The sequence below is a fragment of the Pseudomonas sp. F-14 TE3482 genome (assembly GCF_053629455.1).
In genome coordinates, this window is the sequence record NZ_JBRJII010000001.1 from 3,377,523 (window position 1) to 3,401,442 (window position 23,920).

Annotated in this window: 20 protein-coding genes; 15 read left to right on the plus strand and 5 right to left on the minus strand. The window is 58.6% G+C overall.

All coding sequences use genetic code 11. The annotated features are described in order from the left end of the window. Window positions 1-90: 90 nt before the first annotated feature. The 3 genes from AB7M26_RS15225 (at window position 91) to AB7M26_RS15235 (ending at window position 3,441) form a co-directional block, all read left to right on the plus strand. Window positions 91-666, plus strand: coding sequence for a hypothetical protein (locus tag AB7M26_RS15225; RefSeq protein WP_429379367.1), 576 nt, complete (start codon window positions 91-93; stop codon window positions 664-666). Window positions 667-1,648: 982 nt separating this feature from the next. Continuing rightward, complete coding sequence (locus AB7M26_RS15230; RefSeq protein ID WP_429379369.1) at window positions 1,649-2,866, plus strand: O-antigen ligase family protein; 1,218 nt, start codon at window positions 1,649-1,651, stop codon at window positions 2,864-2,866. After that, a complete protein-coding gene (locus AB7M26_RS15235; protein ID WP_123497795.1) occupies window positions 2,863-3,441 on the plus strand; it encodes a serine O-acetyltransferase in 579 nt (192 codons plus the stop codon). Before AB7M26_RS15230 ends, AB7M26_RS15235 begins: the two co-directional genes overlap by 4 nt. A gap of 165 nt (window positions 3,442-3,606) precedes the next feature. On the opposite strand, the gene AB7M26_RS15240 is transcribed toward AB7M26_RS15235, so the two are convergent. From AB7M26_RS15240 to pdxR, 4 genes are all read right to left on the minus strand, one after another. Continuing rightward, window positions 3,607-3,789, minus strand: a complete 183-nt coding sequence (locus AB7M26_RS15240) for a hypothetical protein (RefSeq protein WP_007897082.1) — start codon at window positions 3,787-3,789, stop codon at window positions 3,607-3,609. 113 nt (window positions 3,790-3,902) lie between these two features. Further along, on the minus strand, window positions 3,903-5,168 hold the full coding sequence (locus tag AB7M26_RS15245; protein WP_429379373.1) for an MFS transporter: 1,266 nt from the start codon (window positions 5,166-5,168) through the stop codon (window positions 3,903-3,905). A gap of 38 nt (window positions 5,169-5,206) precedes the next feature. Further along, window positions 5,207-6,277 (minus strand): sugar phosphate isomerase/epimerase family protein, encoded by a 1,071-nt coding sequence (locus AB7M26_RS15250; protein WP_429379375.1) that lies wholly within the window; start codon window positions 6,275-6,277, stop codon window positions 5,207-5,209. A gap of 111 nt (window positions 6,278-6,388) precedes the next feature. After that, window positions 6,389-7,891, minus strand: a complete 1,503-nt coding sequence (pdxR, locus tag AB7M26_RS15255) for a MocR-like pyridoxine biosynthesis transcription factor PdxR (protein ID WP_429385023.1) — start codon at window positions 7,889-7,891, stop codon at window positions 6,389-6,391. A 228-nt stretch (window positions 7,892-8,119) separates the two neighbouring features. Here pdxR and AB7M26_RS15260 point away from each other — a divergent pair, with 228 nt between their 5' ends. The 7 genes from AB7M26_RS15260 to AB7M26_RS15290 all read left to right on the plus strand — a co-directional run bounded on the left by AB7M26_RS15260 (window position 8,120) and on the right by AB7M26_RS15290 (window position 14,518). Next, window positions 8,120-9,100 carry a quinone oxidoreductase family protein gene (locus AB7M26_RS15260; RefSeq protein ID WP_008072383.1) on the plus strand — a complete coding sequence of 327 codons (981 nt, stop codon included), beginning with the start codon at window positions 8,120-8,122 and terminating at the stop codon, window positions 9,098-9,100. Window positions 9,101-9,114: 14 nt separating this feature from the next. Then, complete coding sequence (locus AB7M26_RS15265; RefSeq protein WP_123497785.1) at window positions 9,115-9,963, plus strand: TauD/TfdA dioxygenase family protein; 849 nt, start codon at window positions 9,115-9,117, stop codon at window positions 9,961-9,963. 87 nt (window positions 9,964-10,050) lie between these two features. Then, window positions 10,051-11,103: a BKACE family enzyme gene (locus tag AB7M26_RS15270; protein WP_429385027.1), complete on the plus strand. Its 1,053-nt coding sequence runs from the start codon at window positions 10,051-10,053 to the stop codon at window positions 11,101-11,103. A gap of 91 nt (window positions 11,104-11,194) precedes the next feature. Further along, window positions 11,195-12,526 (plus strand): MFS transporter, encoded by a 1,332-nt coding sequence (locus tag AB7M26_RS15275; protein WP_429379379.1) that lies wholly within the window; start codon window positions 11,195-11,197, stop codon window positions 12,524-12,526. Continuing rightward, the gene (locus AB7M26_RS15280; protein ID WP_429385030.1) at window positions 12,523-13,188 is read left to right on the plus strand and encodes a DsbA family oxidoreductase; all 666 of its coding nucleotides are present in this window, start codon (window positions 12,523-12,525) and stop codon (window positions 13,186-13,188) included. The genes AB7M26_RS15275 and AB7M26_RS15280 overlap by 4 nt, the downstream gene beginning before the upstream one ends. Further along, window positions 13,185-13,511, plus strand: a complete 327-nt coding sequence (locus AB7M26_RS15285) for a Rieske (2Fe-2S) protein (RefSeq protein WP_008072378.1) — start codon at window positions 13,185-13,187, stop codon at window positions 13,509-13,511. Before AB7M26_RS15280 ends, AB7M26_RS15285 begins: the two co-directional genes overlap by 4 nt. Continuing rightward, window positions 13,508-14,518 (plus strand): YeiH family protein, encoded by a 1,011-nt coding sequence (locus AB7M26_RS15290; RefSeq protein ID WP_429379383.1) that lies wholly within the window; start codon window positions 13,508-13,510, stop codon window positions 14,516-14,518. Before AB7M26_RS15285 ends, AB7M26_RS15290 begins: the two co-directional genes overlap by 4 nt. 109 nt (window positions 14,519-14,627) lie before the next feature. Here the strand turns inward: AB7M26_RS15290 and AB7M26_RS15295 are convergent, their stop codons facing one another. Continuing rightward, window positions 14,628-15,680, minus strand: coding sequence for an AraC family transcriptional regulator (locus AB7M26_RS15295; RefSeq protein WP_123497773.1), 1,053 nt, complete (start codon window positions 15,678-15,680; stop codon window positions 14,628-14,630). A gap of 356 nt (window positions 15,681-16,036) precedes the next feature. Between AB7M26_RS15295 and AB7M26_RS15300 the strand changes: the two genes are divergently transcribed. From AB7M26_RS15300 to AB7M26_RS15320, 5 genes are all read left to right on the plus strand, one after another. Beyond that, complete coding sequence (locus AB7M26_RS15300) at window positions 16,037-16,603, plus strand: RBBP9/YdeN family alpha/beta hydrolase (protein WP_429379385.1); 567 nt, start codon at window positions 16,037-16,039, stop codon at window positions 16,601-16,603. Window positions 16,604-16,732: 129 nt separating this feature from the next. After that, complete coding sequence (locus AB7M26_RS15305; protein ID WP_123497771.1) at window positions 16,733-18,745, plus strand: DUF1302 domain-containing protein; 2,013 nt, start codon at window positions 16,733-16,735, stop codon at window positions 18,743-18,745. 41 nt (window positions 18,746-18,786) lie between these two features. Next, window positions 18,787-20,145, plus strand: a complete 1,359-nt coding sequence (locus tag AB7M26_RS15310; RefSeq protein WP_123497769.1) for a DUF1329 domain-containing protein — start codon at window positions 18,787-18,789, stop codon at window positions 20,143-20,145. Window positions 20,146-20,295: 150 nt separating this feature from the next. After that, entirely contained in the window at window positions 20,296-21,384 is a 1,089-nt protein-coding gene (locus AB7M26_RS15315) for a WD40/YVTN/BNR-like repeat-containing protein (RefSeq protein ID WP_429379388.1), read from the plus strand. A 15-nt stretch (window positions 21,385-21,399) separates the two neighbouring features. Then, window positions 21,400-23,916, plus strand: a complete 2,517-nt coding sequence (locus AB7M26_RS15320; protein ID WP_429385037.1) for an efflux RND transporter permease subunit — start codon at window positions 21,400-21,402, stop codon at window positions 23,914-23,916. The last annotated feature ends 4 nt before the right edge of the window (window positions 23,917-23,920 follow it).

Here is a 23,920-nt window from a genome sequence, read left to right on the forward strand (position 1 = left end):
CTTGTTGATACAAATATGAATCTGTATCATTTAGTTTCACGTCAAGGGTGCGAGGGAGTGCATTGCCCACATAAAAATAAGGTCAAGGTAATGCTCAAAATGCTACTCGTGTATGGTCATCTGATTGCCACCTGTATTGCTCTGGGGAGGGTGTTACAGGCGGATCAAAAGCTATGGAGCTGGCGCAAGGATGTGTTGAGTGAGATACAGCGTGAGTATCTCGACGAGACCCAAAAAATCGTCACGCTCGCGCTATTGGCTCTTTGGGGAAGTGGCTTGCTGCTGGTGCTACAGGGTTACCTCTATGAGGGGAGCGCGTATCTGCTCAATCAAAAGCTCTGGGCCAAGGTGAGTGTTGTCGCGCTGCTTAGCCTCAATGGTGTTTTGTTGCATCGGATCGGTTTCCCGCTGCTGCAGAAGGCCCCCTTTGTCTTGTTACGCAACTCCGGCCGCACTTGCCTGGCTCTCTTGGGCGCTCTCTCTATGAGCAGCTGGCTATTTGCTGCTTTCCTGGGGGTAGCTCGAGCGTGGAATCACGTACTTCCTTACTTGCATGTGATGGGGGCTTTTGCTCTGTTCTCGTTGGTTGCCTGTGTAGTGGCGCTGATAGTCGCCAGTGCAGCGGGCGTCAGGGGAGATGAGTTGTCACGTACTGGCAGCAAGTGAAGCTTGGTTGTGCCGGCCGCCGCTAAGGCGGCACGGTGGATCAAGAGGTTGAATACTCGATATACAGTCTTTCGAGCGCCTCTTGAACCATCGCGTCCGAGAGCCTGACTGACACCTCCAAATTCGACGTTTTTTTAGCCCCAACCAGAGTGTCAAACAGCTCTTGCTGTTTTGGTCACAAATCAATTTGCAGGTAGTTGGCACCTTCTTGCTTGACCTGGTCCCAGGAAAGGCCCACCAGCCTTGGCTCCAGCGATCTGATCTCAAACCTTTTAGCGTGGCCCGGTGGGTGTCGAATCCGCTGCTAACTCATGCTCTCAAGCAATCCAACTGGTTCGACAGACCTTGCGACCCATTGATATTCAGGCCAGTCGTTTGGGTCATCGACAACCCTGTATTGGCTATGGCGAACAAAAAAGATACTCGACTGATCCGTGGTGCAATTGACAACGGCCTGGCGGCGAGCAGATCGACGGACTAGTATCCGATGCCTGCTACTTCGGCGTCGATGATCGCCACGCAAAAAAGGTCTTGCGTAATTCCCCTCGCCCGTGCTGTGACCTAAAGGATATCCGCACCCCAACAGGGCAGCACCAGGTTGTCAGCCGGCGCAATATTAGGTCGCTCACAATGGAGGCTCTACAGTAAACTGTAGAAAAATGAATGCGAAGTACCTTTGATGGATGTTGATTTGCCGAATCTAGAACCAGGTGAAGTAAGCAGGAAAACACCATCAGTTAGGAGGAAGGGGGGGAGGGATCCTGGGCTTTTTTGGTCTTTGCGTATTGGCTTTTTCTGCGATGAATGTCGCTACCACCTGCGAAAGCGATCCGGCGTTCCAAGCATAGGAAAATCTCATGGCTGCCCAACCCAAGAAACCACTGACTCAGCACATGGCCGCTGAAGCTATCTCTTAGTTGTTATCTGTAGAAAAAGTCGCTATTGCTGTGCGATGCTTACTCAACTTGTAACTGGATGCACCATGACCTACCAAGGAAATTTTTTTTTACGATTTTCACTTGCGATTTTGACGGTTGGATTTATTGCACACATCGCCGGAATGCTATTCATTATTGATGGCAGTCGCCACACGACGATTTCCAATGCCACGTTGTTCATACCTGCATTGATTCTCTGTATTTTTGACAAGCCATTACGCGAAAGCCTAATCAGCAAAAAATACCTGCTCACGGGTCTTATGTTGATCTTTACAATTGCGGTAGCTTTGACTAACAGTGGGTCGGAAAATTCGGTGTTTGTACAGTTTAAAATAGCCTTATATGTAATTTTATACTTGGCTACCATTAATCTGTTGGTCAGGGAAGGTAGATTGGAGGTATGTCTTAATATTCTTTTTGTGACGGCGGGAATAACGGCTATAGCAAGCATTGTCGTGCAATCGATAATGCAAGATAAGAGTATTTTTGTGAGTGAAAACCGCCTGTACAGCTTAGGTTACGGAAAGTACGCCAATTTTCAGAACCCTATTATTGCAGCACTGTACTACGGCTTTTTTGGAGTCTACGGTTTTTCGCAGTTACTCACTAAACGATACTCTCAAAACACAATCCTGCTGTTCAGCGCTTGCGTATTGGGTTTGTCCTTGTTCGTCTACTGCACTTTCGCTCGTGGGGTCTGGCTGGGGTATGGTCTCGCGATTTGCACCACGGCTATTCTCCATCATAATGAACGGTCGAAAAAATGGCTCCTTGCGGCAGCAGCATTAATAGTGGTCATATCGATTTCGCTGTTGCCAATATTGATTAATCAGTATTCACGGGGGCTAAGTCTCAGAGACCTCATCTGGGAAGGCTGGCTTGAGCGTATTGAGAAGTTTTGGTTAACCGGTGCCGGTGCGGCTCGCAGATTTGAAATATGCCTCTCTGGCGACCAGTGCTACTCTCAAGCTCACAATCTGTTTTTACAGTTTTTTTATGAGTTTGGGATCGTTGGGCTTGTGTTAATGCTATCCATGCTCGTCGTTGTATTTCGTCAATCTATGAATCAACGTGCCTGGATGATGCCATTGGGTTCAATAGGTTTACCTTTGCTTATATTTGGTATTGTGACCGCCCTATTCGATTATCATACCGTCCTGAGCAGGCCTGGCGTCTACTGGATGATCTTCTGGCTACCCATAGGGATTGTTCTTTCTACTCAGTTGATAATGGATTCTCAAGATAAAAAGGATATCGCATGACCGCTAGCATTCTTAGCGCGGCCAAGCGCTATTGGCATGTCGAAATCATTGGCAGCCTGGATAAGCCTTTCAGTTGGAGGCGGGTTTTTCAAAAGTGTCGTCGGAGCAATAGATATCGTTATATCTTCTGGTTTCGCCTTGCCTATGTTTTACATGCGCAAGGCAATAAATTCTGGAAGCGTCGAGGCAAACTTCTTAATGAAAAAATAAGTCGTGAATTTAATGTGGAGATCATGTTGGGCGCCACCATTGGTGAGGGTTTGTGGATTGCCCATCCTACCGGGATCGTGATTACATCACATGCAGAGATTGGCAAGAACTTTAAAATATGGCAGAACTGCACTATCGGCATCAAAGGGCAGAGCGATGATATAAAGCTGGTCATAGGTGATGGGGTTCGAGTTCACGCGCACTCCTGCATTATTTCGGACAACTTGGCGCTGGGGGATAATGTTGTTGTCGGTGCGGGTAGCTTTATAAATAAAAGCGTGCCTGCGGGTCACGTTGTGTTTAACTCGCGCGATGTAAAAGTTCAGGCGTACGACGTAAAATCAATGGGCCGCCTTCAACAATAAGTAATGGTTTTTTCCTTTGGTGTTCACCCTCGAGGCGTTCTTTGAACGAGAGGGACTATCACGGCGGCGCTTGTTCGCATCTGTGGAGCTCCATTCAGAGATGATGGGAGCTTAGTCGCTCTCAATACGCGAACAATGTGCCGCCGCTAAGGCGGCACAGGTGGATCAAGAGGTTGAATACTCGATATACAGTCTTTCGAGCGCCTCTTGGTACTTATCTCCCTTTAACGTTTTTTTCAGCACTGCCAGTGCCTCAAGCGCTGAAGCAGCAGCCAGCGCCTCGTTTTCTCCCCGGTAGGCGGCGCGCAGTCTTGCTGCTGCAATTATCGATTCTTCAGTCGTTGGCATGTTATTGCCCTCGAAGGATTGAACCTCACTGATAGTCGCAACCCTCAACGATTTCAAGTCCAGGGTGAGAGCTCCACCGAAAGGCCTTGGCCTGTTCATGAGGGCGACCTCGATCAGCTTTGCACCGCACCCACCCCATCCATTGCCACCGATTTAATCCGCACGCTCCTATACAACACACTGGACACCATGAATCCAACAATGGCCAACAGGCTCATCAAGCTGAAGACATAGTTGTAGCCTTGCTGACCCGGGAAATGGTCGAGGATTGCGCCGTAGATGACGTAAGCGAACATGCCCGGTGCGTAGCCGATCAGGCAGCCGATACCGAAGGCTGAACCGGTGATGTGCGAAGGGATGCCGACTTCACCCATGGGCGCCCAGAACACGCCGCGCATGGAAAACACAATCAGCGCGAAGGACAGCGTGGCGGCCATGCCCGCATAGATGAAACTCGGGCTTTTCGGGATCAGCAGGATGACGCCCATCAGCGGCAGCAAGGCCAGGAATGCCCATTTCAGATAGCGGCTGGTGCTCTTGAATTGCTTGTCGGCAATGAAGCCGCCGGCGGGGCCACCGAGGATTTTGAGGAAGTACTGATTGATGATGCCGTAGGCGCCCACCAGTGCCACGGGCAGCCCGTACATTTCCTTGAGGTAGGGAATGAAATAGGTCAGGCCGCAGTAGACGATGTAGACCATGAACACGTTGAGGCTGACCAGCCAGATACCCGGCACCTTGATGGCTTCGAACAGATTCGCCAAACCGTTCTTCGGCTTGGCAATCGACTGTGCGCTGCCGCCCTTGAGCAGGAACCAGGTCAGGGTTCCGGCCAGAATGTCGATGACCGAGTAGAAGAGGATGGCCGATTTCAGACCGGTTTCACCGGAGCCCATGGCGACGAAAACGCCCAGTGCAGAAAAGGCGACCAGGGTATCAATGACGCCACGCCCACCTTCCAACAGTCCAAACAACCGACCCTGTTCCTGATCGTCACCCAGGTTGCGGATGGCTTTGAGCAGCGAGGGCCAGAAGAAGCAATCGGCGCAGACGGCCAGCAGGCTGAACACGATCAGCAGATTGCTGAACGGCGGAAAGGTCGCCAGATACAACCCCAGGCTACCGGTACCGATCAGGCCGATGGGGATCAGTTTGCGGGTGTCGTAGCGGTCGGCGAGCATGCCGCCGACGACAAACAGTGCGGTGGCGATGATGGCGTTGGCGCTCAGCAGCAGGCCGATTTCAGTGTGGCTCAAACCCATGAATTCTTGCATGGGGATATAGAAGGCGTCCTTGAGGTTCGCCAGCTTGTAGATGGTGCCACCACCGAGGATGAGAATCAGGAATCTGAGCCATTTGGCCTTGTCACGAGTTGTCATTATTGTTCTCCAGGCGTAATCAGGTAGTAACGTCAGGTTCAGGGATGAACGCGGTTGGCCAGAGTCAACTCGGCCAGGGTTCGGAGCTCGGCCAGCAGGCTTCGTACATAGGCGACCTGGTTGTTCGCCCAACGGTGTTCGTCGGCGAGCATTCGTTCGAGCGAGTAGCCGTCCGGGAGTGGCGTGTCACTCATTTCCCGGTACGCAATGAATGGATCGGCAGCCTCAAAGGTCTGGCGGAATGCCGGGGCGACGTAGTGGTTTTCCTGCTCAAGAATGAACGCGATCACTTGCGGGGTTGAGTCGCCGAGCATCAACAGTTCGAACAGCATGCGGGCGCTCGGCAGGTCGTCATCGTCGCTGCCCTGCAGCACGCCGTAATGGCCGAAGCCGTTTTGCTCGGGGACGATGCGCACACCCTTGAGGTGGGTCTGGCGTATGTGCGGCGCCAGAGTGCGCAGCGCCGGCAGGGGCTGTTCGCAGGCGTTGATCATGTTGCCGAAGTCGAACAAGGCATGCAGCCGTGGGTGGTTTAGCCGGCTCAGCAGTTGCGCGATCTCGGCGCTCTTGAGTTCCTCATGCTGCTCGAAGTCAAAGAACAGGTCGTGCTCATCTGCCTGCTGCGCGAGGTAATGCAGGTCTGACTCGATCACGTCCATGACCCGGGACAGCGTCCCCTCGTAACGTGAGTAAACGCGGATGTTGCGAACCCCAAGCGCCTTGGCGATGGCGATCACCTGATCGACATCTTTTTTCAGCGTGCTGCTGATTTCCAGGTGCACATCCAGCCCGAGCGCATTGGCCTTGTCGGCAAACGCTTGCAACTGTGTGGGCGACATTTGGCTCAGGCTGTTTTCTTCGCCATCGAGCAAGTGCAGGCTCAGACCCTGCAACTCGTGGCGATAGGCGAAGTCCAGCAGATCAGCAGGCGTGACACGGCCATGGGTGAGGTTGGTCAGCAAGGGGTACGCATGAGCAAACAAGCGCATCTGCCCAAGGCGGTCGAGCAGTTGGCCGGCCAGTGCTTCAGTCAGTAGGGGAGGTGTTTCGGCCTCGGCAGCCTTGTGGCTGAGCAAGGCATTGAATCGCTCTTGGATCTTATTGTTCATTCGAGTCGTTCCTGGTCAGACGCCGGGTCTACCGGCGCAGCCTTTATCGCGCCAGTCAGGAACTCTCGATAGATCCATTATCAGTTAAATCATAAGACCACTTGCCTTGCTTCAAGTGGCCTGCAGGTACCCCATTTTGCTCAAGGCCCGGGCCAGTGCTTCGACGCGCTCTTGCGCCTGGCCCTCAGGCGTACCGGCGAAACCGATGAGCAGCGCAGGTGGCAGGACATGCTCGAGGCAGTAGTCGCTCAGGGCATAGGTGTGGATGTTGTGTCGGGCCAGTTCCCTGGCGATGACGTCGTCATCAAGCGTGGGTGGCAGCCAGGCGATCAAGTGCATGCCGGCTTCTACTGGAGTGATATTGAAGAAGTCGCCCAGCTGTTGCTGAAGTTGCTCGAGCAGTGCTTGCTGGCGAGCCTGGTACAGCGCACGCATGCGGCGAATATGGCCGAGGAAGTGGCCTTCGCGCATGAAGTCCGCCGTCGTCGCCTGGAGCAGCGTGGGCGGGCTGCGATCCATCACCGCGCGCAGGGTACAGAAGGGTTCGATCAGGGCTTGAGGCAGTATCACGTAACCCAGTCTTAGCGAGGGGAAGAGCACTTTGCTGAAGGTGCCGACGTAGATCACTCGCGCCATCCGGTCCATGGCGTAGAGCGCGGGGAGGAGGCGGCCGCTGTAGCGAAATTCACTGTCGCAATCGTCCTCGATGATCCAGCTTTGATACTGCGCGGCCCAGTCGATGAGTGCCTGGCGCCGCGCATAACTCATGATCACGCCCAAGGGATGCTGGCGAGAAGGCGTGGTAAACACCAGGCGGGCGTCAGGGCACTCGGCCAGGCCTTGCTGAATATCAATCCCCTGTTCATCGATCCGCAACGGGACCACTTGAGCCCCCTGGGCCTGCAACGCAATGCGCGCCGCGATGTGTCCCGGGTCTTCCATCCACACGCTGTCCTGCGGATTGAGCAACAGCATGCCTAACAGGTTGAAGGCTTGCTGGGCCCCTGAAACGATCACCACCTGCTCGGCACTGCAATCGATGCCACGGGCATCAAAGACGTACTCGGCAATCGCTGCGCGCAAGGCCTGTAACCCTTGCAGTTCGCCATAGCCAAGCATCGCCTTGGTCGGCTTGAGCAGGTGGCGGTTCATCAAGCGCCGCCACACAGCGAGGGGGAACGCGTCGTAGGTGCTGTGGCTGGGCAGGAATGAGGTGGGGGTCGCGGGGTCCCAATCGGTATAGGAAACCCCGCGAAAGTGACTGCTGCGCAACGACAGCATGGACTGGCTCAGGTCGGACAGGCGCGGTGGCTGGCGCTGCTCTTCGTCGGCAATCCCTCGACTCTCCCACTCATTGCCGACATAGGTGCCCGCCCCAGTGCGCGAGGCCAAAAAGCCTTCGGCAATCAGCTGATCGAATGCATTGAGAATGGTGATCCGCGACAGCGCCAGTTCTTTGCTCAGGGTCCGCGTCGACGGCAGGCGCACGCCCCCTTGCATTTTTCCACTGAGAATCTGTTTGCGAATCTGCAAATAGAGTTGGCGGTACAGGGGGATGGCGCTGGCACGGTCCAGCTCAATAGCCGACAGCAGCAAACCTGCAGGGGATTTCATCACATGCTCATCTGGAGGGGAGGTGGTTTGACCTGGAACACCATCATACCGAGGGTATCGAGAGGCACGGGATAAGTCATCCATCGCAGGCGTTGGTGCAACGCGCCCTGTCATGAAATGAAAAGCCATTGTCGCCTGATGAGAAGCGACTCACCAGACGGCGTCCTACAGTCCAATCAGCGCAATTCGACGCAGCACGCCCAACTTGAGACTGGAGAATAAGAAAAAATGGCCAAAGCCGTACGCTTCTACGAAACCGGTGGTCCCGAAGTCCTTCGTTATGAAGAGGTCGAAGTCGGCGATCCCGGTCCAGGCCAGGTTCGTCTTCGTCATGTGGCGGTGGGTCTGAACTATGCCGACACCTACTTTCGCAACGGCACTTACCCGATCCCGATGCCCAACGGCATGGGGGTTGAAGCGTCCGGTGTGGTCCAGGCCATTGGTGCAGGGGTGACCAACGTACAAGTCGGTGATCGCGTCACCTACACCGGTTTTCTCAATACATTGGGCGCCTACAGCACCGAACGTCTGATCCCGGCCGCGCCGCTGATCAAATTGCCGGAAACCATCAGTTTCGAGACCGCCGCGGCCATGACCATGCGCGGCTTGACGTCCTCGTACCTGATGCGACGCATTTACGACTTCAAGCCCGGCGACAGCATTCTGCTGCACGCCGCTGCCGGTGGTGTGGGCCTGATCGTTTCACAGTGGGCCAAGCTGCTCGGTCTGAACGTCATTGGCACTGTGTCCACCGAGGCAAAGGGTGAAATTGCCCGGGCCCATGGCTGTGAGCATGTCATCAACTACAGCCATGAAGACGTCGCCCAGCGCGTTCGTGAGCTGACGGATGGAGTGGGGGTCAACGTGGTGTTCGACAGTGTCGGCAAGAACACCTTCATGGGCTCGCTGGACTCGCTCAAGCGTCGCGGTTTGATGGTGTGCGTCGGCACGGCATCCGGCCCGATCCCGGCTTTCGATCCGGTACTGCTGGCGATGAAAGGCTCGCTGTTCCTGACCCGTCCGGCCCTGGCCGATTACATCGCCGACCCGGCGGAAAAAGCCGCGTTGGCGGGCGAATTGTTCGATCATGTCGGCAGCGGCCGGATCAAGATCGAGATCAACCAGCACTATGCTTTGCAGGATGCCGTGCAGGCCCATCGCGACCTGGAATCACGCAAAACCACGGGCTCATCGATTTTCGTCATTTAAGGGAGTTGTCTGCCATGAAAGTCGAACAATTGACCTGCAACATTGGCGCGGAACTGGTGGGCGTCAACCTCGCCGATGCGGTCCATGACGACGGTCTTTTTGCCGAGATTCGTGCTCAGCTGCTCAAGCATCGGGTGGTGTTCCTGCGTGATCAGGACATCACACGCGACGAGCATGTGGCATTCGCCCGGCGCTTTGGCGAACTGGAGGATCATCCGGTGGCCGGCAGTGATCCGGATCATCCCGGGCTGGTGCGCATCTACAAGAATCCGGACCAGCCGATGGACCGCTACGAAAACGCCTGGCACACCGACGCGACCTGGCGCGAGGCGCCGCCGATGGGCTGCGTGCTGCGTTGCGTAGAGTGCCCTCCGGTGGGCGGCGACACCATGTGGGCCAACATGGTCGAGGCCTATGCGCGCTTGCCCGAAGACGTGAAGGTGAAGATCGCCGACCTGCGCGCGCGCCATAGCATCGAGGCGAGTTTCGGTGCCGCCATGCCGATCGAAAAGCGTCTGGCGCTCAAGGCGATGTATCCGGATGCCGAGCACCCGGTGGTGCGCACCCACCCGGAAACCGGGGAAAAGGTGCTGTTCGTCAACGCCTTCACGACGCACGTGAGCAACTACCACACCCCCGAGCGGGTGCGCTTCGGCCAGGACGCCAACCCGGGCGCAGGTGAGCTGCTGCGTTACCTGATCAGCCAAGCCTACATCCCCGAGTATCAGGTGCGCTGGCGCTGGAAACCCAACAGCATCGCCATCTGGGACAACCGCAGCACCCAGCACTACGCCGTCATGGATTACCCGCCGTGCCATCGCAAGATGGAACGCGCCGGCATCATCGGCGACAAGACTTACTGATCGACCGCCACTGCATTCGCACTCGTAAACACGCCTGCCCGGCACGATCCCGGGTGGGCGGAACAATCATAAGAATAGGAGTAACTCATGCAATTCTTCGACGATTCCCTGCACCCGGAAAACATGGAAAAGGTGGTGATCACCGTGGCCCCGTATGGCCCCGAGTGGATGCCGGAAGACTTTCCCGAAGACATCCCGCTGACCATGGACGAGCAGGTGCAGAAGGCGGTTGAGTGTTATGAGGCGGGTGCAACGGTATTGCACCTGCACGTGCGTGAATTGGACGGCAAGGGTTCCAAGCGTCTGTCCAAGTTCAACGAGTTGATCGCCGGTGTGCGTGAAGCCGTACCGGACATGATCATTCAGGTCGGTGGCTCGATTTCCTTTGCCCCCGAAAGCGATGGCGAAGCCGCCAAATGGCTATCTGACGATACCCGGCACATGTTGGCCGAGCTGACGCCAAAACCGGATCAGGTCACGGTGGCCATCAACACCACCCAGATGAACATCATGGAGCTGCTGTACCCGGAATACCTGGAAGGCACGTCCCTGGCCAATCCTGCCTATCAGGCAGCGTACAGCGAAATGACCGTACCGGCCGGCCCGGCCTGGGTCGGCGAACACCTCAAGCGTCTGATGGACAACGGCATCCAGCCGCATTTCCAGCTGACCGGCATGCATGCCATGGAAACCCTCGAGCGTCTGGTGCGCAGGGGCGTCTACAAGGGCCCGTTGAACCTGACCTGGATCGGTATCGGCGGCGGTTTCGATGGCCCCAATCCGTTCAACTTCTTCAACTTCATCCACCGCGCGCCAGACGGTTGCACCCTGACCTCCGAGTCGCTGCTCAAAAACGTCATGCCGTTCAACACCATGTCGATGGCCATGGGTATGCACCCGCGTGTGGGCAATGAAGACACTATTATTGATCACAAGGGCGATCGTTTCGGCTCGGTTGCGCAGATCAAGCAAACCGTACGCATCGCCCATGAACTGGGTCGCGAAATCGCCACGGGTAAAGAAGCCCGTGAGATCTACCGCATCGGTGTGCAGTACCAAAGCATCGAAGAAACCCTGTTGGCCAATGGCATGGCCCCCAACCGCAAGGCCGGGCAGAAAGGTGTGCCGCAACGCGGCTGATCGGCAGACGCAGCGGGGGGCAATGGCCTCCCGCTCGCTGCACTGCAACACGCTTGATAACAACAATAAAACGAAGCTTTGAGGAGGCTGCATGGCCTTTCACCCAATCGCCGCAGACGATGATGACTGCAGTGGCGTCGGCGTTGCGCGCAAGTACGCCTGGATCGTCTTTGCACTGACATTCGGTTTGTTGATTTCCGATTACATGTCGCGTCAGGTGCTGAACGCGGTGTTCCCGATGCTCAAGGGCGAATGGGCCCTGAGCGACGGCCAGCTCGGCCTGCTCAGTGGCATTGTCGCGCTGATGGTGGGGCTGCTGACCATTCCCCTGTCATTGCTGGCGGATCGCTTCGGCCGGGTCAAGAGCCTGGCGCTGATGGCTTTGCTGTGGAGCCTGGCGACGCTGGGCTGCGCATTGGCGCAGGACTATCAGCAGATGTTCATTGCACGGTTCATGGTCGGCGTCGGCGAAGCGGCGTACGGCAGCGTCGGCATCGCCGTGGTGATCTCGGTGTTTCCCAAACACATGCGTGCAACCCTGGCCAGTGCGTTCATGGCGGGTGGCATGTTCGGTTCGGTGCTAGGGATGGCGCTGGGCGGTGCAATCGCCGCCAAGCTTGGCTGGCGCTGGTCGTTTGCCGGAATGGCGCTGTTCGGTCTGCTGCTGGCAGTGCTTTATCCGATCATCGTCAAGGAAGCACGCATTGCGCCGCAACGTGCCGCTCAGGCGGCGAACAAGACGGCTGCCGCGGTCAAGCGTCCATTGCGTACCCTGTTTTCCAGCCGCTCGGTGATCGCGGCCTACATCGGCAGTGGCTTGCAACTGTTCGTCGGCGGCACCGTCATTGTGTGGATGCCCAGTTACCTCAATCGTTATTACCACATGGCCACCGACAAGGCGGGCGGCCTCGCGGCGATCATCGTGCTGTGCAGCGGTGCGGGGATGATCCTGTGCGGCATGCTCAGTGATCGTCTGTGCCGCCATTCGCCGGAGCGCAAAGTGGCGTTGGCCATTGCTTATTGCCTGGGCAGTTGCCTGCTGCTGTCGGCGGCGTTCGCTCTGCCGACGGGGCCTGGGCAATTGGTGCTGATCTGCCTGGGCATGTTGATTGCCGCCGGCACGACCGGCCCTTGCGGAGCCATGGTTGCCAACCTGACCCATTACTCGGTGCATGGCACGGCCTTCGCCACGCTGACCTTGGCCAACAATATGCTGGGGCTGGCGCCTGGGCCGTTCATCACCGGCAGGGTGTCTGACCTTATCGGCTTGCAGGCTGCTTTTCAGTTGGTGCCTCTGGTCAGCATCGCGGCTGCGGCCGTGTTCTTTTATGCCAAGTGTCATTACCACAAGGACATTGCCCGGCTTAAGGGCGAGCAAGTCCTCGATTCGATTGGCAAAGCGGCGTTAGAGGTGAAGTTGTGAGTGGTCGTTTACGTATTGATGTGTTTTTCGATTTCATCTGCCCGTGGTGCCTGATTGGCAAGCGTCAACTGGAGCGCGCGCAAGACCTGCTACGCGTGCAGCAACCCGGCGTGGAAATCACCACGGTGTGGCACGGGGTGCAATTGCTGCCGCAGCTGCCGGCACAGGGTGAACCCTTCGCCGATTTTTACCTCAAGCGTCTGGGCAGTCCTGAAGCGGTAGCGATGCGCCAGGCCCAGGTGCAGCAGGCGGCGATGGCGGTGGGCGTGCCCATCGATCTGAGCCGAATTCCCAACATGCCCAATACCGCCGATGCCCATCGCTTGCTGGAGCGGGCGAGGGCGCTGGGCAATAGCGCCCAATGCGATGTTTTGCTGGAGCGTTTGTTCGCGGCTTACTTCCAGTTTGGCGAAAATCTTGGCTGCCCGGACACCTTGCTGGTCATCGCCCGCTCGTGTGGCTTCAACGCTGCGGCGATGGCCTCCTTCCTGCAAGGTGACGGCGATCCTTACGTCGGCAACGAGGCGGGAGCGGCCAGCGGCGTGCCCAGTTTTCAATTCGACCGTCGCCTGACATTGGTGGGCGCACAGCCCGCCGAAGCGTTGCTTGATGCCATGTGCGAAGCCTTGGTTGAAAGTGCTCGCAAGCGGCAACCGGCATGAGTCTTCGTATTCCCGTGCCTGCCGGAAAACTCCCGCAGGCGGGTGGTCGTGCGCTGTTCGAATTCGATGGCAAAAGCCTGGCGTTATTCAACGTCGAAGGTGATCTGTTCGCCATTGACGACAGTTGCCCGCATCAGGGCGCCTCGCTGTGTGGCGGGCGTCTTGAGGGGCGGGTGATTCAGTGCTGCGCCCATGGCCTGCGCTTTGATCTGCGCAGCGGGTACTTGCTCAATTCAACCCAGCTCAAAGTCGCCAACTACCCGGTCGAGATCATCGACGGCCAGGTATTCATCGTCATCGTTCCCGAGGAGTCCGTGCCATGAGCACTATCGCTCTCACCCGTATCCACAGCCGAACGCGCGAATTGGCGCCAGGTTTTGTCGTCAGTCTGATCGTGGCGGCGGCCGCGTCCTTTTTGTCCGAGCATTACGGCGCGCCGGTGATGCTGTTCGCCTTGTTGCTGGGCATGGCGCTGAACTTCCTGGCCGGTGATGGCGCCTGCAAGGCTGGCATCGAATTCACGGCACGTACGGTGTTGCGCATTGGCGTGGCGTTGTTGGGCATGCGCATCACGCTCGAACAGATTGCCGCGCTGGGCTGGAAGCCTGTGGCGCTGGTGGTGGTTGTGGTGGTGGTGACGATCGGCGTCTCGGTGATCGCGGCGAAGGCGCTAGGGTTCCAGCGTTTGTTCGGCATGCTCACCGGTGGGGCCACTGCGATTTGTGGTGCGTCGGCGGCGTTGGCGCTGGCGGCGGCATTGCCGAACCATCCGCAGAAAGAACGCGCAACGTTATTCACGGTGATCGGGGTGTCGGCGCTGTCGACCCTGGCGATGATCGTGTACCCGATGATTGCCAACTGGCTGTCGTTGTCGCCGCAAGTGGCGGGCGTGTTTTTGGGGGCGACCATTCACGATGTCGCCCAGGTGGTCGGTGCCGGCTACAGCATGTCGACCGAGACCGGCGATACGGCCACGGTGATCAAGCTGATGCGGGTTGCCATGTTGCTGCCGGTGATCGTCTGCGCCGCCATGATTACCCGCATGCAAGGCGCCGACCCGGCCGGCAAACGGCCGCCGCTGCTGCCATGGTTCGCCGTCGGGTTTCTGATTCTGGCCTGTATCAATAGCACCGGCTGGATAGCCCCGGTGGTGCAGGGATCGGTCAATGACCTGTCGCGCTGGTGCCTGGTGGTTTCCATCAGCGCCCTGGGCATGAAAACCCAGCTCAAGGAGCTGGCGGCGGTGGGCATCAAGCCGATCCTGCTGATGGTGGGGGAGACGGTGTTCCTTGTCGTGCTGGTGCTGCTGTTGCTGCGCTGGGGAATGTAGGCACACAAAACAGTGGAGAACTCCTCGGCCGGTGTTTCATAAATACCGGTTCTTTTGCGGCGACTGTGCCAGCAGTCGCCGTTTTTTTTTGCCTGTTTTGCGTCCGTTTTCAGGGTTCGCTGGAGCCGGGCAGGGTGCTCAGGTCCGACGGTGCTTTGACGGGGTGCTTTTGCGCGCTGCGCCATGCGGCGGGCGGCATGCCGAACTGGGTGATGAACCAGCGTGTGAAGGAGCTCGCCATCGAATAGCCGAGCATGTCGGCGATTCGGCCCAACGAATAATTCGGGTTTTCCAGGTAGCGCAACACCAGATCGCGGCGCACGTCGTTGATCAGGTCGTTGAAGGCGCAGCCGTCGTCTTTCAGGCGACGTTGCAGGGTGCGTACGTTCATGCCCTGGGTCTGGGCGATCTGCTCGATGGTGGCGCGTCCCATCGGCAGCAGCAGGTAGATGGCTTTGCGCACCTCGAACAACATCGAAGGACCTTCGTGGCTGAGCAGCGAGTCGAGGTAGCTCTGGGCGTAGCGTGCCATGGCCGGGTCGGCATTGGGGTTGGTCACGTCGAGGCTGGCGTCGGAGCAGACGATGCCGTTGAACTCGCTGCCGAACTCCAGCTTGCAACCGAACAGGCGCCGATGCAGTTGCAGGTTGTCGGGAGGCTGGTGCGTGAAGTTGACGCTGTAAGGATGCCAGTGGGTGCCGAGGAGGGCGGCGCACAGGCGGAACATCACGCCGATGGCCAGTTCGGTGGCTTGCCGGCTGGGCATCGGCGATTCAGTGACCACCTCTTCGCGAATGATCACCATCTTGCCGGCCTCTTCAATGAAGATGGCCAATGAATCGTTCATCAGATGACGGTAATGCACCACGACCTGCAAGGCATCTCGCAGCGTTCGCTGGTGGCTGAGCAGCAGGCTGACCACACCGAAGTCCGAAAGCTGACGCGACTCGGCCATGCTCAGGCCGAAGCTCTGGCAGCCACTGGCGGCGGCCGAATCTTCCAGCAGGCGTACGGCGGCATCAATGGGGATGCGGTGTTCGGGCGCTTGCAACAGCGCTTTGCTCAGGCCGACGCCGGCCAGCACATCACGTGGGTTGAACCCCAGGTATTGGGTGACCTCCAGGTAGTTGGTCAAGACAGCGGCGCGAACAAGCTTGGGCATGCGAAGGTCTTTCCTGGGCCAGTTGCGATTCGGATGAGCGTGGCGACTATATCCAGCACATCAGCAATTGAACAGTTGTGACGTTGTCGAGGGCGCTCGCCCGATTCTGTCCAGAAGCTCTTGCGTTGTTGTCGAGCAATCGACGCTCACCCATTGATTACAGTGACCCGCAGAGAAGCTGCGGGGTTTTTCGACCAATGGTCGGGGCACACCAGCATCTGCAAATCTGTCATGAAAAGAAAAGTGCCTGACGTCCAATGAAAAGCGCCTCGGGTGGGCGCTCTTTAATGTCAGTCCTACAAAAAGCCCCTGGCGATAGAGCCAGTCGAGTCATCGAGAAAGCGAAGGTGTTGAAAGTGGACAAACTGCAAACTGCCGCAACCGTTCTGATCGTACCGGGTCTGCGCGAGCACGTTGCCGAGCATTGGCAAACGTTGCTTGAGGCAAGGCTCTGCAAAGTGCGCAGTGTGCCGCCGCTGGAAACCGACAAGCTCGATTGCGCCAAGCGGGTCGAAGCGATTCAGCGCGAGCTGGAGCAGATCGACGGGCCGGTGATTCTGGTTGCTCACAGCGCCGGTGTGCTGATGGTCGCGCACTGGGCTGCGCAGCTCAGTCGGCCGATCAAGGGCGCATTGCTGGCCACGCCTCCGGATCTCGATGCTCATTGGCCACAAGGCTACCCGTCCGCTGAAACCCTGCGTACCCAGGGTTGGAATCCTCTACCAAAAGGGCCACTGCCGTTCCGCAGTCTGGTGGCCGTCAGTACCAACGACCACCTCGCCAGCCTGGATGCCGCCACTCGCCTGGCAGAAGGCTGGGGCAGTGAACTGCTCAACCTGGGCGAGGTGGGTCATCTCAATCCGGCAGCAGGGTTTGGCCACTGGCCGCAAGCCGAAGCACTCATCCTGGAGCTGGATCGCTAGTTCAGGCGCCGGTTGGTTCCAGCCATCCGGTATTTGCCCTCACTCCTGAAAAACGCAAACCCCTGAAACAAGGGTTGCGCGAGGGCGGCTGCGCTTAAAACAAATACAAAAAGGCGGAGAGACAACGCAATGCACAACAATAAGAGTCACGGGTTCGCACCCTCGCGTTACACCTTGTTGGCCTCGGCCATTCTGGCCGCCGCCGTGCCGGTCGCGCAGGCGGTCGAACTCGACACAGGTAACCCGGACTGGACCGTGCGTGTTGATAACACCGTGAAGTACAACTACGGCGTACGCACCGAAAGCGCCGACAAGCGCATGTTGGCGACACCGAACAACAACGATGGCGACTACAACTTCCGCAAGGCCGGGACCAACATCACCAACCGTGTTGACCTGTTGACCGAAATGGATGTGGTCTACCAGAACCACATGGGCTTTCGCGTCAGCGCCGCCAGTTGGTACGACAAGGCCTACGAGAACACCGGTTCCAATTCCAACCCGTTCGTCAACGGCAATGACGCACGGTCGGGTCTGGTCGCCAACGATCCGCGCCTGGCCGGGGTCACCGGCGACAATGTCGGCAATGGCAGCCCGCACCTGAGCAACTACGCCCAGCGTTACTACACCGGTCCATCCGGCGAAATCCTCGATGCCTTCGTGTTCTACAGCACCGAAGTGGGCGAGGAGTCGCTGTTGAGCGTCAAGGCCGGTCAGCACAACGTGTTCTGGGGCGAGACCATTCTCAACCCGGTGCACTCGAACAGTTACGGCCAATCGGGCCTGGACCTGGCCAAACTGGCTGCCTCGCCCGGTACCGAAGCCAAGGAACTGTTCGTTCCGCGTAACCAGTTGTCGATGTCGTTCACCGTCAATCCCGAGTTGACCGTGGGCGCTCAGTATTTCCTCGATTGGGATGCTGCGCGCCTGCCTGAAGCCGGTACTTACTATGGTGGTTCCGATCTGGTCGGCTTCGGTGCGCAGTCGTTCCTGTTGGGCAACACCAATGGCGTGGTGCCGGGCAGTCCGCTGGGTTGTGGTCTGGCGCCCTGCAACGGGCTGACCAATGTGCGTCGCGGTCACGACCTGACGCCGGACAAGCGCGGAGACTGGGGCGTGATGGCCAAGTGGTCGCCGGCCTGGCTGGATGGCACCCTCGGTGTTTATTACCGCGAAACCTCGGAAATCCTGCCGCAAGCCTGGCTGGATGCCAGAGGCCTGAGTTCGGCCAACCCCAACGGCACCCGTCCGGCAGGGCAAGTGCCTGCGGTGATCAACACGCTCAACTCGCTGAGCACCGCCACCTATCAAATGGCCTATGCCGACAACATCAAGATCGTTGGCCTGAGCCTGTCCAAGGATGTGGGCGGTATCAGTGTGGGGGCGGACCTGAACATTCGTCACAACATGCCGTTGGCCAGTATTCCGGCGGTTGTCAGCACTAACAGCCCACTCGGTCTGGGCGCGGGTCTTGGCCTGTTGCCGGCGCGTACGGCTGCCACCGGTGTGGTTTATGACACCCCGCAGAAGGGCGACAGCATGGCCGCCACCGGTGACACCTTGCACTGGACGCTCAACGGCCTGATGACCTTCCCGAAAACCCCGGTGTTCGATTCGGCCAGCCTGCTCGCCGAGTTGTACTACAGCAACTTGCTCAAGCTCGATAGCAAGAACGAAGCGCTCTACAAAGGCAAGGACACCTATCGCGGCATCGACCAGCCGACCCGGGACAACTGGGGCATCGCGGTCAACTTCACACCGACCTGGTATCAGGTGTTTCCCGGTGTCGACCTCAACGCACCGATGTCCATCAACGTCGGTCTCGACGGCGTGTCACCGGTGTCCGGTGGCGGTGCCAAAGACACCGGCAACTATGCCGTGGGCGTGGGTGCTGTTGTGTACAACAAATACTTCATCGACCTGAAGTACGTGGACTCCTTCGGCAAGACCGACAAGTGCGACGCCAGCGGTCTGAGCACCGGCGCGGCCAATGCCGGCAGCGGCGACGGCTCCACCCCCAATGCCTTTAGCGGCAATGAAAACTACGCGTGTTACGGCGGCGGCTACTCGGCCTTCTCCGGTGGTGGTGCCACGACTGAGGACCGTGGCGCCGTTTACCTGACGATGAAAACCACTTTTTGATGCACCACTGATTTGCTCAATGCAAGCAGGAGAATAACAAGATGAAATTCGCAAAAACCGTGTTGGCCGCTTCGCTGGCCATGGTCCTTGCCGCCCAGGCACAGGCCGCTGTTTCCACTCAGGACGCTGCCAGGTTGGGCAGCAGCCTGACCCTGGTCGGGGCCGAAAAGGCCGGGAACGCTGATGGCTCCATTCCCGCCTATGACGGTGGCTTGACCACGCCGCCGGCCAGTTTCAAATCCGGTGACAGCATGCGTCCGGATCCCTTCGTCAACGAAAAACCGTTGCTGGTAATCGACGGCAAGAACGTCGATCAGTACAAGGGCTTGCTCAGTGCAACCACGGTGGAATTGGCCAAGCGTTTCCCAAGCTTCCACGTCAATGTCTACCCGACCCACCGCACCGTTTCGCTGCCAAAAGCCATCCTCGATAACGGCGTGAAGAATGCCAGCGGCGCCAAGTCCCTCGAAGGCGGTCTGGCCATCGATAACGTGCTGCCGGGCGTGCCGTTCCCGATTCCGCAGTCGGGCAACGAGGCGATGTGGAACTTCCTGTTGCGTTATCAGGGGGTCAACATCAACTCCAAGTACGACTCCTGGAACGTCGACTCCGCTGGCGTGCCGAGCCTGGCGACCACCGGACTGGCGTTCATTTCCTATCCGATCTACGAAAACCTCGCGCAGCCGATCAGCAGCGCCGACGTGTACTACCAGATGAAGCTGTCTTACACCGGCCCTGCGCGCCGGGCCGGTGAAGCGGTGATGCTCAAGGACGCCGCCAACCCGCTGCAGCAACCGCGCCGCGCCTGGCAATACTTGCCGGGCCAGCGTCGGGTCAAGCTGGCACCGAACCTGGCTTACGATACGCCTAACCCTGGCACCGCCGGTGCCGGCACCTACGACGATGTTTTCGTGTTCAACGGTGCACTGGACCGCTACGACTGGAAGCTGGTGGGCAAGCAGGAAATGATCGTGCCCTACAACACCTACAAGCTGACCTATGCCCAAGACCCCAAATCGCTGACCACCGCCAATCACCTGGCACCGGATTACGTGCGCTGGGAAAAACACCGGGTCTGGGTGGTGGAGGGCAACCTCAAGTCTGGCGCCCGGCACATCTACCAGAAGCGTCGCTTCTACCTCGATGAAGACAGCTGGACCGCTCTGGCCTCTGACCAATATGACGCCCGTGGTCAGCTGTACCGTGGCTCCTTCGCGTTCCTCAGCCAGAGTTACGACAAGCAGATCCCGGACTCCACGCCTTTCATGATCTATGACCTGGTGGGTGGCTCCTACAACATCAACGGTGTGGTCGGCCCTTACGGCGGCATCAAGTACATCGATCCGCTTTCCAAGGCGCAGTGGTCGCCTGAGTCCCTGGCCGGTAACGGGATTCGCTAAGCAAACCGTGACAAAGCGTCCGTGCAGTCCACTGCCTGCCAGGCAGGGGACCGCACGACGGTCGGTGCATGCCGATCGTTTCGGGCGCCAGGTTGGAACGTCAGGCACACGGACGTGTGTCCCGACGCGGTTTTCCGAAGAGGACGCGGTATGTGTTCGTACAAAAATTATCTGCAGTTGGCGCTCGGCGCCTTGCTTGCAACGTTGCAGGGTCTGAGCCAGGCGTCCGCTTATGTCGACGTGCTGGATCTGCCGGCCAGGGTCAGCGCCTTGGCCGTCAACAGCCCGCTATCGGGTATGACCCGCGCCGGCGAGCGTCTGGTTGCCGTCGGGCAGCGTGGCCACATTCTGTCTTCCGATGATGCCGGTAAACACTGGCATCAGGCAGCGGTGCCGGTCAGTGCCGACCTCAATGCCGTGAGTTTTCCTTCCGCCACCCAAGGCTGGGCGGTGGGCGGTGACGGCGTGGTGTTGCACAGCAACGACGCCGGTGCGACCTGGCGCAAGCAACTGGACGGCCGCGAGATCGGGGCCTTGCTGGTCAAGCATTACGGCGCGTTGGCCAGTGCAGAACCGGGCAACGAACAATGGCCACTGCTGGTCGCCGAAGGTGAGCGCCTGATGGCGCAGGGCGCCGACAAACCGTTGCTCGATGTCTGGTTCGCCAACGAGCGCCTCGGTTATGTGGTCGGGGTGTTCAACCTGATCCTGCGCACCGAAGACGGCGGCCAGAGCTGGACACCGTTCCAGGACCGCACCGACAACCCGCAGGGCTTTCACCTCAACGCCATCGCCTCCACTGGCGATGCGCTGTACATCGCTGGAGAGCAGGGGCTGCTGCTCAAGTGGGATGACACCCAACAGCGCTTCGCCGCCGTGCAGACACCCTATCAAGGCAGTTTTTTCGGTGTACTCGGCAAGCCCGGGGAAGCGCTCGTCTATGGCTTGCGCGGCAATGTGCTGCGCAGCACCGATGGCGGTCTCAGCTGGACCCCGCTGGACACTGGCCTGCGCGTCAGCATCACCGCTGGCCTGGTCGATGGCCGTGGCAACTACCGCTTGTTCACCCAGGGCGGGCAGATGCTGGTCAGCCAGGGCACAGGCGCGCAATTGCATCTGGTTCAGCAACAGGCACCGACACCGGTGACCGGCGCCACTCAGTCCGCCGACGGTGCGCTGGTGGTGGTTGGCAGCCGTGGTGCACGGACGCTGTCCGTTGATAAGCCCTCGAACCCTTAGAGCGAGAACCCAGACATGGGCAATATCAAACAAGAAACCATGCCGGTGATCCGCGATCTGCGGGATTTCGACCGCCATTCCGGCAACCTGCTGGAGCGGTTGGTGTTCAACTACCGTCCGTTGTTCATGCTGCTGATGGGGCTGGCCACCGTGGTGTTGGGCTACATGGCAGCAACGCGCCTGGAGCTTCGCCCCAGCTTCGAAAAGATGATTCCGCAGAGTCAGCCGTACATCCAGAATTTCCTGGAGAACCGCCAGTCGCTGCGCGGTCTGGGCAACTCGGTACGGGTGGTGGTGGAGAACACCCAGGGCGATATTTTCGACCCCGCTTATCTTGACGTGCTCAAACAGGTCAATGATCAGTTGTTCGTCACCGAAGGCGTCGACCGTGCCTGGATGAAGTCGTTGTGGAGCCCGGCGGTGCGCTGGACCGAAGTCACCGAGCAAGGTTTCCAGGGTGGCCCGGTGATGCCCGATACTTACCGGGGCAAACCGGAAGAAATAGAACAGCTGCGCCAGAACATTTCCCGCGCCGGTATCGTCGGCAGTCTGGTGGCCAGCGACTACAAATCGAGCATGCTCATTGTTCCGCTGCTGGACAAAGCCACGGCCAGCGGCCAGCGCATCGATTACCACGCCTTTTCGCAGATGCTTGAAGAGCAGTTACGCGACAAGATCGAGTTCGCCGGTGACAGCGCTGCGCGCAAGGCCGGGGAGGAGGGCAAGGGGCAATACAAGGTTCGGGTGATCGGTTTCGCCAAACTGATGGGCGACCTGATCGATGGCCTGATCCAGGTGATGATGTTCTTCGGCCTGGCCGTCGTCACGTCGCTGATCATTATTTACGCCTACACCCGATGCGTGCGTAGCACCTTGCTGGTGGTCGGCTGCTCGCTGATCGCGGTGGTCTGGCAACTGGGCATCGTCGCCTGGCTGGGCTATGCAATCGATCCGTACTCAGTGCTGGTGCCGTTCCTGATCTTCGCCATTGGTGTGTCTCATGCGGCGCAGAAGATGAACGGGATCATGCAAGACATCGCCCGTGGCACCCACAGACTCATCGCCGCGCGCTACACCTTCCGCCGTCTGTTCATTGCCGGCGTCACCGCGCTGCTGGCCGATGCTGTCGGGTTCGCGGTGTTGATGCTGATCGATATTCCGGTGATCCGCGATCTGGCGATCACCGCCAGCATCGGTGTGGCGGTGCTGATTTTCACCTCGCTGTTGCTGATGCCGGTGGCGCTGTCTTATGTCGGCGTCGGCACCAGGGCGGCCGAGCGTGCGCTGAAAATCGACACCCGTGCAGACGGGCACAAAGGCTTCGGCAAACTGTGGGACTTGCTCGATCGTTTCACCACGCGCAAGTGGGCCACGGGGGCGGTATTGGTCGCGGTACTGATGGGCGTCGGCGGCTTCATGGTCAGCTTGCAGTTGAAGATCGGCGACCTGGAAAGTGGCGCACCGGAGTTGCGTGCCGACTCTCGCTATAACCGTGACAACGCCTACATCACCAGCCACTACGCGCTGTCCAGCGACCTGTTCGCGGTGATGATCAAGACCGCGCCGGAAGGCTGCTTGAACTACAAGACGCTGGTCCTCGCCGACCGTCTGGCCTGGGAGCTGCAGCAGTCTTCTGGCGTACAGGCCACGGCGTCGTTGGTCAACGCGGTGCGGCAAATCACCGCCGGTACTTATGAAGGCAACCCCAAGCTCAACAGCATCCAGCGCAATCAGGACGTGCTGAACTACGCCGCGCAGCAAGCCTCGGTCAACTCCCCGGAGTTGTTCAACACCGACTGTTCGCTGATGCCGGTGATCACCTTCCTCAAGGACCACAAGGCCGAGACCCTGGATGCCGTGGTGGGCATTGCCGAAAAGTTCGCCCGGGAAAATAACAGCGCAGATCGCCAGTTCCTGCTGGCGGCCGGGTCGGCCGGGATTGAAGCGGCGACCAACATTGTGGTGCGCGAGGCCAATCGCACTATGCTGCTTTACGTCTATGCGGCGGTGACGCTGTTCTGCCTGATCACCTTCCGCAGCTGGCGCGCGACCCTGGTCGCCCTGTTGCCACTGGTCCTGACCTCGATCCTTTGCGAGGCGTTGATGGTGGCCATGGGCATTGGCGTGAAAGTCGCGACCCTGCCGGTGATCGCATTGGGCGTGGGCATCGGCGTGGACTACGCGTTGTACCTGCTCAGCGTGCAGTTGCATTACCAGCGCCAGGGCCTGCCGCTGAGTCAGGCTTACCGCAATGCCGTGTCGTTTACCGGTCGGGTGGTGGGCCTGGTGGGCATCACTCTGGCGGCGGGCGTTGTGTGCTGGGTCTGGTCGCCGATCAAGTTCCAGGCCGACATGGGCATCCTGCTGACCTTCATGTTCCTGTGGAACATGCTCGGCGCGCTGATCCTGATTCCAGCCCTGTCGTACTTCCTGCTGCGTCACCCCGTTCCGCAAGCCCAAGTGGCGCAAGCCACTGAAACCGACACCTCTCAACGCCAGGGTATGCCCCATGCCCTGACCACTTCCGAGTAAGCCA